Source organism: Candidatus Aeolococcus gillhamiae (assembly GCF_016464765.1).
In the GTDB taxonomy this organism is placed as follows: domain Bacteria; phylum Chloroflexota; class Dormibacteria; order Aeolococcales; family Aeolococcaceae; genus Aeolococcus; species Aeolococcus gillhamiae.
Window position 1 is genome coordinate 1 of record NZ_JAEKNS010000139.1, and the last position, 11,235, is coordinate 11,235.

Here is an 11,235-nt window from a genome sequence, read left to right on the forward strand (position 1 = left end):
GGTCCCCGAGTTCTGTCGCGACCTCACGCGCTGGCGTGTCGAGTGGACCGCGCGCAAGCTCGACCTCGGCACCACCATCACTCCCGCGGCGATGGAGGTCAAGTTCGAGCTCTGGGGCCGCGTCTCCCACGCCATCGAGGAGCGCGACCGTGAGGCGCTGCCCTGGACGGATTCGGCCAAGTCGCGGTTCGACCGCATCCCCGACTTCGTGCGCGGCCAGGTTCTCGAGGCGGTCGAGGGCAACGCGCGCGTGCTGGGCCTCTCCGAGGTGAACGACGCGGTCGTCGACCTGGTCATCGAGCACTGGGTGGACACCGGCGACTTCCACGAAGGCATGTACGGCTTTAAATAGCGAAGGGGGAACTGCGTTCCCCCCTCGGGCACCCCCCAGCTGAGCGGATGTCAGCTCCGGCGACGTGAAGTCGCCTGCGCTGACGGTTGAGTTAGCCCTTCGCCTTAGTCCGGCCAGTACTGCTCCTCGCGGATCGCCTTGTCATCGAAGCCTTGGCGGCGCATGATCCCGTGACCGTTGGTGATCATCCCCGGGTGACCGCAGAGGTAGACGGCACCGTGGCCCGGGGTCAGGCCGGCGGCGTCGGCGTGCTTGCGCATCACGTCCTCGACGCGTCCCGTCTCGCCCGGCCACTCCGGCTCGTCCCACGGCCGGCTGATGGTGGGTACGTAAGTGAACCAATCGCACGACGCGGCCAGCTCGCGGAGCTCGTTCTCGTAGCCGAGCTCGTCGGAGCGGCTGGCCCCCTGGAGCGCCAGCACCGGCTGGTCGGCGTTCCACTCACCGCTGAGCTGGCGTCGTCGCAGACTGCGCAGAATGCTGACGAAGGGGGCGATGCCGGTGACGGTGGCGACGAAGAGATGGGGTTGATCGAGCACCGGTGCGTCCTTGAGGAAGAGCCCCTTGCAGCGCTTGCGCACCAGCGTGGTCTGGCCGATGGGCACGTCATGCAGCGGCGCAGAGAGCTCGCCGTCCGGGACGCGCTCGATGAACAGCTCGACCTCCTCCTCGGCGGGATCCGAGGCGATCGAGTACGGCCGCTCCACGATGCGGCCGTCCAGCTCGAGACCGAGCGTGACGTACTGGCCGGGACGGAAGGGCAGCTCGCAGTCGGGGCGGATCCGAACCACCCACAGGTCGGTGGCGAGGTCGCGGCGCGACATGACGGTCGCGGCCGCGTACTTCTCGGTGTCGATCATGCGCGCGTCAGTGTAGGGAGCCGGGGGTGGCGGACCGTCCCGGCCGACCGGGGCGCGCCGTGACGGGTCCGCTCGCCCTTGTGGGCGGTGCCGAGTTCCAGCGCGGCAACGAGCGGCAGGACGGCGTCCTCGCCGAGGCCGCCTCCGGTCGCGCCGCGTACGTGGTCTGCGCAGCCATCCGCGAACGTCCCGACCAGGCCGTCGCCACCGCGCGCCGCTGGTTCGCCACCCTCGGCGTCGACATCACCGAGCTGCGGGTGCGCTCGCGAGGCGATGCGTCGGTGGCCGCCACGGTGGAGGCCGCTCATGGCGCCGGGCTCGTCTATCTTGCCGGCGGCGACCCGGGACGGGCTGTGCAGCTCCTCGCCGGCACGCCGGTGTGGGATGCGATCGTCACTGCGTGGCGCGGCGGTGCGGCGCTGGCGGGGTCGTCGGCCGGCGCCATGGCGCTCTGCCGGTGGACGCTGGTCCGCGACCGCTGGCCGCAGCACGACACCCGCCGTCCGCTTGATGCGCTGGCAGTGGTGCCCGACTGCGCCCTCCTCCCCCACTTCGACACCTTCGGTGAGCGGTGGATCCCGTCCGCGCAGCGGTCGCTCGGAGCCACCGTGCCGCTCATCGGCGTAGATGAGCGCACCGCGGTCCTGTGGAAGCGCGGGGAGTGGTCAGTCAACGGCCCGGGCGCGGTCACCGTTGTTGTCGGTGCGGATCGCCGCCGTTTCGCAACTGGTGAGACCGTCGAGGGAATCCCCGCTCCGCCAGGCAATGAATCGGCCCGCTAGCTGATCCGCCGGCGCACCCACCAGACGCTGAGCGCGATCAGGGCAACCGAGACGCCGAGGAAGAGGCCAAGCTCAATGAGCTGGAACGGCCAGAAGCGGTCGGCCGGTTGGTATGTGAGCGACTCGACGATTCCGTGCTGTTGAAGACAGGTATCGAGCCCATTCTTGGAACCACTGCTGCTGGCGCACAGTTGGTCGAACGCGAATCGCCCGTTGAAAGCATTCCCTGCCGGGTCCCGCAACGTGTCCTCGAGGATCCAGGCGCCTCGGCTCGACGGCGGAGGGGCCGCACCGATCGACGCGGACGCGGACAGTGGCGCCATGAAATGCGGGCGCAATACCGCGATAGTGCCAAAACGCAGCGCGAGGAATCCCGCGATTGCCACGCCCATGGCCGGCACGGTGCGCCGCAGCAGTGTGCCTGCGGCGATGCCCATGCTCAGCGCGGCAAGGAAGTACCCGAGAGGCACGACCCCCTCGAGGTCGAACGCATCGGGCGCCAGTCCGCTGCCGGCGATCATGTCGAGCGGTTGACGCCACCACGTGAGGAGCAGCGTGTACGCAGTTCCCGCCATGACCGCCGCTGCGCCGAGGAGTGCGACCTTCGTGACGATCCAGCGTGTGCGGGTCACACCTTGGGTCCATACGAGCAGATGCGTCGCCCGTTCTACCTCGCGAGCCACAAGTGGGGCACCCACGAAGATGCCGAGCGCCAGCGGGAGCAGATTGAGCCACTGGTACATGCCGATGTACAGCTGGAACTGCTGCTGGTATGCACCCACGACACCCTCGCAGCTGGCTGGTTGGGTGACAACCAGGCAGCCGCCGACGCCCTGCGCGTCGTATGCCGAGTGCATCTGCACACCGGTGATGACGACGGCGGCAGCGAGCACAAGCCCGACAACCGTCACTGCGATCGCTTCACCGCGATGTTGGCGCCAGGTCGCCCACACCATCAGTTCTCCTCCGCGAGCGCGGCGAGCTCGGGTTCCGGCATGGTCCCGGTCCCGGTGTTGCGCAGGTAGGCGAGCACGAGGTCTTCCAGCCTGACGTCGTGCTGCTCCCATGCGGGATCGATGAGGCGGCCGTTGGTGCGCACGATCAACGTGGTCTCACGTTCGCTGTGCGTTGCCTGCACGACCTCGGCACCACCAACCCGATCCCCGGTCGCATGGCGGGGCCCGACGAGTACGCGATGCGCGCCGACCAGCTCATCGATCGCGCTGGCCACCTGCACCGCGCCTCGGCTCAGGATCACCAGGTAGTCGCAGACGCGTTCGACATCAGCCAGGGAATGCGACGACAGCAGCACCGTGCACCCGCTGTCGGCCACGGCACTCATGAGCTCCTGAAGGAACTCGCGGCGAGCCAGCGGGTCGAGGCTCGACACCGGCTCGTCCAGCATCAGCAGTTGCGGACGCTTGGCGAGGGCGAGGCAGAGAGCAACCTGGGCACGCTGCCCGCCGGAGAGGGCACCGCACTTCTTCGACATCTCGATGCCAAGGCGTGCGAGGCGGCGGCGCGCGATGTCGTCGTCCCACGTGCTGTTGAGATGGCGGCCGAGCTCGAGCATCTCCTCGACCCGGAAGCCTCTGTACAGAGGGTGATCCTGGGCGACGAACCCGACGCGGGTGAGGACCTTCTTTGGCTCCCGGCGCGGACTCGAGCCGAACACCTCGATGGAGCCCGTTGTCGGCTCGAGGAGGCCGATCGCCAGGTGCAGCAGAGTGGTCTTGCCGGACCCGTTCGGCCCGACCAACCCGGCGACGCGCCCCGCCGGGATGCGCAGCGTGCAGTCACGCAGGGCCCATTGGCGACCGTAACGGCGCCCCAGGCCGGTGCTCTCCACGGCCGCCGCGCTCACGCGATCTCCTCGTCGGCGCTGAGGTCGCGCAGCGTAACCTCGACGAGGGTGTCGATGGCTTCGTTGTCGAGGCCGGCGCGGCGCGCGTCGCGAACCCAGCGCTGCAAGCCGCGGCGGAGCGACTGATGATCCGCCAGCGTGGGCCCGGGCGGAACGGCAACCACGAATGTGCCCTGGCCAGGACGCGTCTGCACCAGCCCCTGCTGCTCGAGGTCGCGATAGGCGCGAAGCACCGTATTGGGGTTGATAGCCAGCGCCTCCACCACCTCTCGTGCGGTGGGGAGTTGGTCGCCGGGCTCGAGGACGCCGAGACGCAGCGCACGGTGGACCTGCTGAGTGAGCTGCCGGTACGTCGGCATACCGGAGTGGCTGTCGAGCCGGAAGGTGATCGTGGCCACGGCGTCCTCTGGTGCCCTAGTGCTAATGCATTAGTGGAATGATGACATGCGGCGGCGGCGCCGTCAAGCGCGCGGGTCGCCTCTACACTCCGCTCGCGTGTCCACAGCATCCGCCACCGATCGCATGGCGCTCATCGCCCGCAACACCGCTGAGGTGATGGGCCGCGACGACCTGCTCGAGCTGCTCGCCACCTCGACCACGATCCGGCACTACATCGGCTTCGAGATCTCCGGCAAGGTGCATCTCGGCACCGGCCTGGTGTCGATGAATAAGGTCGCCGATTTCCTCAAAGCGGGCGTCGACTGCCACATCCTCCTCGCCGACTGGCACACCTGGATCAACGACAAGCTGGGTGGGGACCACGACCTGATCCGGCGCATCGCCACCGGCTACTTCACCGAGGCGATGCGCGCCTCACTGCTCGCCGTCGGCGCCGACCCTGACCGGGTCACCTTTGTCCTCGGCAGCGACCTCTACGAGTCCAACGCGGACTACTGGACCACGGTCGTCGAAGTGAGTCGCAACACGACGTTGGCGCGCATGCTGCGCAGCATCAGCATCCTCGGCCGCGAGCAGAGCGAGTCGGTGGACTTCGCCAAGCTGATCTACCCGGCGATGCAGGCCGCCGACATCTTCGCCCAGGGCGTCAACCTCGCCCACGCGGGCACCGAGCAGCGCAAGGCACACGTCATCGCCCGCGACGTGGCCACGCGCATCCGCACCAACCGGCTCACCGACAGCGAGGGTCGAACGGTCAAGCCGGCGGCCGTCCACCACCCCCTGCTGCTCGGCCTGCGCAAGCCTCCCGTGTGGCCGCTGCCGGAGGACCCCGACCCCTCCGCCTTCAAGATGAGCAAGTCGGATCCCTCGTCGGCGGTGTTCGTGCACGACGACCCCGACACCATCCGCCGGCGCATCGCCAAGGCGTTCTGCCCGCCGGAGGAGACACGCTTCAACCCCGTCCTCAACTGGTTCGACCAGCTCGTCTTCGCGTTCGGCGACGCCCCAGTGCGCATCGACCGCAGCGCGGCCAATGGGGGCGCGATCACCTTCGACTCCTACGAGGAGATGACCGTCGCGTACGGTCGCGGCGAGCTCCACCCCGGTGACGCCAAGAATGCACTGGCCGCGCGGCTCATCGATCGCCTCGAGCCGGCGCGGGCGCACTTCGCCAGACCGCAGGTGGCGGCGATGCTCGAGGAGGTCGAAGCGGCTCTGGCGCCCCGCCGCTGAGCGGTCAGACGCGCGCCAGGGTCCCGTCGACGGCCGCGAAAGCCATGGTCACCGCCTCGTCGGCGCTGCCCGCGCGCCGGATGCCGGGGTCGGCCGTGCTCTCGCCGGGTGGCCGGATCTCCCAGGTGTCCAGCCCGATCACCGGCCGTCCCTTGCGCAGGGCCAGGGCGATCTCGCTGATGGTTCCGTAGGCGCCGCCGATGGCGATGATCACCGGGCAGGCGCGCACGATCAGCGCATTGCGCATCTCGCCGAGCCCGGTGGGGATGGCGATCGACACCTCGGTGGCCGCCTCGTTGGGGCTGTCGCCGGGAAGCAGGCCGATGCTGACCCCGCCTCCTCGGGCGGCGCCGCGCGCGGCGGCGGCCATCACCCCGCCGAGCCCGCCACAGACGACGATGCCGCCGCGGGCCGCGATCAGCGCGCCGACGCGCTCCGCCACCTCGTTGGTGGCGGGGTCGTCGCGCGACGTCCCGCAGACGCCGATGAGCGGAGGACGCGAGGGACGCGTCGGTGCGGTCATCGGCGCCAGCGTGAAGCTCACCGCAGGCCCACGGCGCGCTGCACGCGCAGCAGCGTGGCGTCGGCAACATCGGCCGCGCGTTCGGCCGACTCGGCGAGGACACCGAGCAGCCACGGCTCGTCGGCGCGGATGGTGCGGTAGCGCGCCTGCACCGGTTCGAGCGCCCCGTTGATGGCGTCGGCGGTCGCGCTCTTGAGCGCGCCGTAGCTCGTCCCCGCGAATTCCGCGAACGCCTCCTCGCGGCTGAGGCTGCGCAGCGCGGCGTAGATGTCGAGCAGGTTGGCAACCCCCGGCCCGACCGGTTCGGCGACGGCGGGATCGGCGTCGGTGGTGGCGCGGGCGATCTTCTTGCGCACGGTCTCCGGCGGGTCGAGCAGCAGGACGGCATGAGCCGGCTTGGTCAGTGCGGTGCTCTTGCTCATCTTGGTGGTGGGGTCGTCGAGGCCCATGACTCGCGCCCCGGTGCCGCGGATCAGCGGTTCCGGCAGGCGGAAGATATCCCCGCGCAGGCTGTTGACGCGCTGGGCAACATCACGGCAGAGCTCGACGTGCTGGCGCTGGTCGTCGCCGACGGGGACGTAGTCGGCGTTGTAGAGAAGGATGTCCGCGGCCATCAGGCACGGATACGTGAGCAGCCCCGCCGCCGCGCGTTCACGCTCGCGCCCGGTGCCCGCCTTGGCGCGGTACTGAGTCATGCGCTCGAGCCATCCCAGTGGTGTGTGGCATTCGAGGATCCATCCCAGCTGGGCGTGGGCGGGGACCTGGGACTGGACGAAGATGACGCTGCGATCGGGCTCGAGACCGCACGCGATGTAGAGCGCGGCGAGCTCGAGCACGCTGTTGCGCACCACGTCCGGGTCGGGCACAACGGTCAGCGCATGCAGGTCGACGATGCAGAAGTAATTCTCGAAGCTGTCCTGCTCGCGCGCCCAATGGCGGAGGGCGCCGAGGTAGTTGCCGAGGTGGAGCTGGAACGTCGGCTGGATGCCGCTGAGCACGCGGGGACGCTCTCCGCGCGGCGGCACGCTCTCGACGGCAAGGGGGCTGGACACGATCGGCGAAGGATACCGGCGCATCCGCGCCGGTCGCGGTCAGTCAGGAGCGGGCGCGGCGACTCCCCGAGCTCCGAGCCGACGACCTGCGGCGCGCGGCGGCACGGCGTGTGGCGGGGGCGCGGGGGGCGCCGCGACTCTGGCGCACCACGCGCATGCGTGGCCCCCAGACTTGCTCGAGGAAGGTGTCGATCTCGCCGTAGAGGCGCTCGGGCCGAAGGCGCATCTCGAGGATCGAGCTGGCCTCCACGAGGCGGCCGTTGGGTAGCTCCTTCGCCAGCATGCCGGCGTCGGAGAAGGGATGGACTGGGTCGCGGTGATGACCTATGACCAGCGCCGGCGCGGTGAAGGTGCGCCGCTCCTCGCGGTGGGGCGCGGTGCGGCCGAAGAACAGACCCTGGAGAAGCGCGCCGCTCGGTCCCGGGTCCTGGCGCAGCGTGTCGAGGACGATGCCGAGGTTGAACGGCACCACCGACGACGGGATCAGCCGGGCCAGCCGCGACACCAAGCGCATCACCGGTTCGCCGATCGTCACCGCAACGAGCAGCGGCGAGAAGGCGACGGCGCTGCCGACCAGGGCATTGTCGAGCACCGGCATCTCCAGGACCATCGCGCGCAGCCGCTTGGGAGCGATTGAGGCGACCTCGAGAGTGATGTTGGCGCCCAGCGAGGTGCCTCCGACCACGGCCTGCTCGAGCTTGAGATGGTCGAGGAGCGCAACCACGTCGCGGGCGAACTGGGTCATCGAATAGCGCCACATGTCCCGAGGCCGGGCGGAGTCGCCCTGGCCGAGCGGGTCGAGCAGGATCACCCGGTGGCCGCGCTCGGCGAGGTGCTCCGCCAGCGGCGTGTTCATCCGGGCCGGGAGGAGGAGCCCGGGCAGCAGGATCACCGGGCGGTCGCCGGAGCCGTGCATCGTGTAGGCGAGCCGCTGACCCCGGCTGTGGAAGCTGCCGTGACGGACGCTCTGGGACATCGGAGGCTCTCCGTGGCGAACTGTCGCTCCGGCGATTTTGCGTCGCTCGTACCGATTGCGCGCGTTTTGCGAGGACGTCTCCCTAGACTGCCGGCATGGCGGGGCGGATTGTGGTGTTCGGAGCCACGGGCTATACGGGGACCCTGGCCGCCGAGGAGCTCGCCGCTGCGGGCATCCCGGCGGTGCTGGCGGGCCGCGATCGCGGGCGGTTGGAGCAGCTGGCGTCACGTTTGCGCGGGACGTTCGATATCGCCACCGCGGACGTCGGTGAGCCCGCCAGCGTCGCCGCGCTGGTCGGCCCGGGCGACGTGCTGGTGAGCACGGTCGGCCCCTTCGCGCGGTGGGGCGACCCCGCGGTCAACGCGGCGATCGAGCGCGGCGCCGGGTACATCGACTCCACTGGCGAGCCACAGTTCGTGCGCCGCGTGTTCGAGGACTTCGGTCCGCGTGCCGAGCGCAAGGGAGTGGTTCTGCTCACCGCCTTCGGCTACGACTGCGTGCCCGGCAACGTCGCCGCCGCGCTTGCTCTGGAGGACGCCGGCGCCAAGGCCGTTCAGGTCGACGTCGGCTACTTCGTGACCCGGGGACGCCCCAGCGGCGGCACGCTCGCCTCCCTGTTGGGGGTGACCCGCGCGCCGAGCTTCGCCTGGCGGGACGGTGCTCTTCGCACCGAGCGCGGCGGGGCGCACATCGCCAGCTTCGACCTGGGCGATCACCGCGCCGACGCCCTGTCGTTTGGTGGCTCCGAGCACCTCGGACTTCCCCGCAGCTACCCACGCCTGCGCACCATCGGCACCTACGTCGGATGGTTCGGGCCGCTGACCAAAGGCGTGAAGGTGCTTGGCGCGGCGCAGACCGAGCTGGAACGGTTGCCGGGCGCGAGCACGCTGATCGACCGCGCCACGCATCGGTTCGCGCGCGGCTCGACGGGCGGACCCGACGCTGCCGCGCGCGGCCGGATGACCTCGCGGGTCGTTGCCGTTGCCCGCGACGCCAGGGGCAAGGAGCTGGCCACGGCGCGGCTCGAGGGCGTCGACGCCTACACGCTCACCGCGCGGCTGCTCGTGTGGGGTGCGATGCAGCTCCGTGACGGCGCGGCAGCGGCGGCCGGAGCGCGCGGGCCGGTCGAGGCGTTCGGCCTCGACACCATGGCCCACGCGCTGGCTGATACGGGTCTTCCCCGCGCCGCTTAGCTTCCGGTGCTGCCGGGCTCGTATTTGAAGGAAAGCGCAAGACGCGTGCGAAAGCGCGCCACCTTGCCGTCCTCGACGGTGATGTCCAGCTTCACCACCTCGGCGACGCGCAGGTCGCGCAGCGTGCCCGAGGCTGTCTCGACGGCGCGGCGGGCTGCGTCCTCCCACGATTCGGTGCTGACGCCGACGAGCTCGGTGATGCGATAGACGGAATCGGCCATCGAAGGGGTCCTCCACGAGATCTGACAGGGCTGTGCATTCTGGCGTGTCGGCATGGGGCTCGATCGACGACGAATCGCGGGGCTGGCTACGATGGACGGCGTCGGACCGACGTCAGGTGGTACTCCCATGGGCCTGCTGCGCTTCCTTGCCCGCACGATGTTCGCGTGGATCTTTCTAGCGATGGGTGTGAAGACCGCCACCGAACCGGGTCGCCGTCCTGACTTGGTCGCCAAGACGCTTCCTCTGCCGCGACCGGACCTGATGGTGCGACTCAACGGCGGCCTGATGGTGGCGGGCGGTGCTGCCCTTGCGCTCGGGATCAAGCCCAGACTCGCAGCTCTCGAGCTGGCGGCAACACTGGTGCCGACGACGTACGTCGGTCATCAGTTCTGGAACCAGGCCGAGCCCGCCGCGCGGGCCAGCCAGCTCATCCATTTCGACAAGAACCTCGCCATCATCGGCGGCCTGCTGACCTACGCGCTAACACCCGAGAAATAGGCGCGTCGAGGCACTTGTATGCTGGAGGAGGTGACAGCCCCCTCAGGGTTCTTCTTGTGCTGGGATACTGGGTGCGCTTCCGCCGATCAGCAGCGCACCGCTGGCGACGACAAGCATGGCGGCGCAGGCGATCTCAATAGCACGATCCCAGTGCATCAGCGAAGACGTGCCAAGCGCCCACAACGCACCGACGAGCATGCCTGAATACTGCGACAGCCAAATCACCGAGTTGAAACGTCCCATAAACCCGGACGGGGCTAACCGTTGTACCTCCGTCCCGCCCCATATGTCGAAGGAGCTACCGGCCAGCGAGCTGATCGCCAACAACGCGAACGCGGCCGCCAGACCCGATACCGCACTGAAACCCGCCAGCGAAACAAGTTCAACGACCACTACGAGGAATATCGCTGCCTTGACCCAATGTCTAGCCGGGATCGCGCGGAGCGCAATGATCCCGCCGAGCGTCGCACCAACTCCGACCGCCGTGTACAGGTACCCAACAGCGGCGTCGCCCCCGTACCGCTCGTGCGCAGTCACCACGAGAAGGGCTTGCGTAACCGTCACGGCGAGCCCACTAGCAAAGTTGGCCGCAGCGACCCCCCGGATGACCGGATCGCGCAGGGCAAGGCGTAATCCGGCCAGCGTCCCAGGCGGTGATGAACCGGTGACCTCACCTAGCGACTGCCCTGCCGCCCCGCGAGGCAGCGTGGCAACGAGTCCGGCGCTGAGAGCAAAGGTGGCCGCGTCGATGGCGAAGAGTAGATTGGGGCCGGCGCGGGTCAGGAGCACGGCACCGATCGCAGGTCCTGCAAAAATGCTGGTGCTGAAGAACAGCCAGTACACCGCGTTGGCGCGCGGTAGGGCGACATCGCTGACCAGTCGCGGGAGCATCGACCCCTGGCTGGGGCGCGAAAGCGCACCCGCGAACTGCGCAATCCCCACCGCGGTATAGATCGCCCACAGGCTGCCTGCCCGATTCGACGTGATCAAGAGGGCGGTGAAGATCGCCTGTACAGCTGCCGTCACGATCATGATGCGGCGTGGCGAGAGGCGGTCCGCAAGGCTTCCACCCAGCCACGGGCCCAGCGCTCGTGGGGCGACGCGGACCAGGATGTAGCCCGCTGGGCCGGCGGGGCTGTGCGTGAGCTGAAAGAGCACCACGACCAGGGCAACCGTCGTGAGCCAGTCGCCGTAGGCAGACAGAAAGACGGCGACGAAATACCGCGCGACCGGTCCGCTGAGTGCAGGCGTGTTGCGACCAGGCGGCGATGTCGCCCGCCC

At 69.4% G+C, this 11,235-nt stretch carries 13 protein-coding genes and 1 pseudogene; 5 read left to right on the top strand and 9 right to left on the bottom strand.

Annotated features, from left to right (window positions below; translation table 11 throughout):
* Nucleotides 1-352: pseudogene (locus tag JF886_RS13815) on the top strand (PCP reductase family protein); the annotation flags it as partial.
* A 104-nt stretch (nt 353-456) separates the two neighbouring features.
* Here the strand turns inward: JF886_RS13815 and JF886_RS13820 are convergent.
* Nucleotides 457-1,212 carry an FAD-binding oxidoreductase gene (locus JF886_RS13820; protein WP_337313435.1) on the bottom strand — a complete coding sequence of 252 codons (756 nt, stop codon included), beginning with the start codon at nt 1,210-1,212 and terminating at the stop codon, nt 457-459.
* Nucleotides 1,213-1,238: 26 nt separating this feature from the next.
* Here JF886_RS13820 and JF886_RS13825 point away from each other — a divergent pair, with 26 nt between their 5' ends.
* Nucleotides 1,239-1,994: a Type 1 glutamine amidotransferase-like domain-containing protein gene (locus tag JF886_RS13825; protein WP_337313437.1), complete on the top strand. Its 756-nt coding sequence runs from the start codon at nt 1,239-1,241 to the stop codon at nt 1,992-1,994.
* On the opposite strand, the gene JF886_RS13830 is transcribed toward JF886_RS13825, so the two are convergent.
* Genes JF886_RS13830 through JF886_RS13840 form a run of 3 tightly spaced genes read right to left on the bottom strand, consistent with a single transcriptional unit; the run spans nt 1,991 to nt 4,217 of the window.
* Nucleotides 1,991-2,950 carry an ABC-2 membrane transporter-related protein gene (locus JF886_RS13830; RefSeq protein ID WP_337313439.1) on the bottom strand — a complete coding sequence of 320 codons (960 nt, stop codon included), beginning with the start codon at nt 2,948-2,950 and terminating at the stop codon, nt 1,991-1,993. The two genes, JF886_RS13825 and JF886_RS13830, sit on opposite strands and share 4 nt — an antisense overlap.
* Entirely contained in the window at nt 2,950-3,858 is a 909-nt protein-coding gene (locus JF886_RS13835) for an ABC transporter ATP-binding protein (RefSeq protein WP_337313440.1), read from the bottom strand. The genes JF886_RS13830 and JF886_RS13835 overlap by 1 nt, the downstream gene beginning before the upstream one ends.
* A complete protein-coding gene (locus tag JF886_RS13840) occupies nt 3,855-4,217 on the bottom strand; it encodes a GntR family transcriptional regulator (RefSeq protein ID WP_337313453.1) in 363 nt (120 codons plus the stop codon). The genes JF886_RS13835 and JF886_RS13840 overlap by 4 nt, the downstream gene beginning before the upstream one ends.
* Nucleotides 4,218-4,380: 163 nt before the next feature.
* Between JF886_RS13840 and JF886_RS13845 the strand changes: the two genes are divergently transcribed.
* A complete protein-coding gene (locus tag JF886_RS13845; protein WP_502711438.1) occupies nt 4,381-5,490 on the top strand; it encodes a tyrosine--tRNA ligase in 1,110 nt (369 codons plus the stop codon).
* A 4-nt stretch (nt 5,491-5,494) separates the two neighbouring features.
* Here JF886_RS13845 and JF886_RS13850 read toward each other — a convergent pair whose 3' ends face one another.
* From JF886_RS13850 to JF886_RS13860, 3 genes are read right to left on the bottom strand one after another with little or no spacing between them, the layout of a single operon-like run.
* Nucleotides 5,495-6,013: a TIGR00725 family protein gene (locus tag JF886_RS13850; protein WP_337313444.1), complete on the bottom strand. Its 519-nt coding sequence runs from the start codon at nt 6,011-6,013 to the stop codon at nt 5,495-5,497.
* 17 nt (nt 6,014-6,030) lie between these two features.
* Nucleotides 6,031-7,065 (bottom strand): tryptophan--tRNA ligase, encoded by a 1,035-nt coding sequence (gene trpS / locus JF886_RS13855; protein ID WP_337313446.1) that lies wholly within the window; start codon nt 7,063-7,065, stop codon nt 6,031-6,033.
* A gap of 43 nt (nt 7,066-7,108) precedes the next feature.
* Nucleotides 7,109-8,041, bottom strand: a complete 933-nt coding sequence (locus JF886_RS13860) for an alpha/beta fold hydrolase (protein ID WP_337313448.1) — start codon at nt 8,039-8,041, stop codon at nt 7,109-7,111.
* 95 nt (nt 8,042-8,136) lie between these two features.
* On the opposite strand from JF886_RS13860, the gene JF886_RS13865 reads away from it, so the two are divergent.
* Nucleotides 8,137-9,234, top strand: a complete 1,098-nt coding sequence (locus JF886_RS13865) for a saccharopine dehydrogenase family protein (RefSeq protein ID WP_337313449.1) — start codon at nt 8,137-8,139, stop codon at nt 9,232-9,234.
* Here the strand turns inward: JF886_RS13865 and JF886_RS13870 are convergent.
* A complete protein-coding gene (locus JF886_RS13870; protein WP_337313450.1) occupies nt 9,231-9,455 on the bottom strand; it encodes a dodecin family protein in 225 nt (74 codons plus the stop codon). The two genes, JF886_RS13865 and JF886_RS13870, sit on opposite strands and share 4 nt — an antisense overlap.
* 127 nt (nt 9,456-9,582) lie before the next feature.
* Between JF886_RS13870 and JF886_RS13875 the strand changes: the two genes are divergently transcribed.
* Nucleotides 9,583-9,954 carry a DoxX family protein gene (locus JF886_RS13875; RefSeq protein ID WP_337313451.1) on the top strand — a complete coding sequence of 124 codons (372 nt, stop codon included), beginning with the start codon at nt 9,583-9,585 and terminating at the stop codon, nt 9,952-9,954.
* A 42-nt stretch (nt 9,955-9,996) separates the two neighbouring features.
* Here the strand turns inward: JF886_RS13875 and JF886_RS13880 are convergent.
* A partial coding sequence (locus JF886_RS13880; RefSeq protein WP_337313452.1) for an MFS transporter occupies nt 9,997-11,235 on the bottom strand: 1,239 nt, incomplete at its 5' end.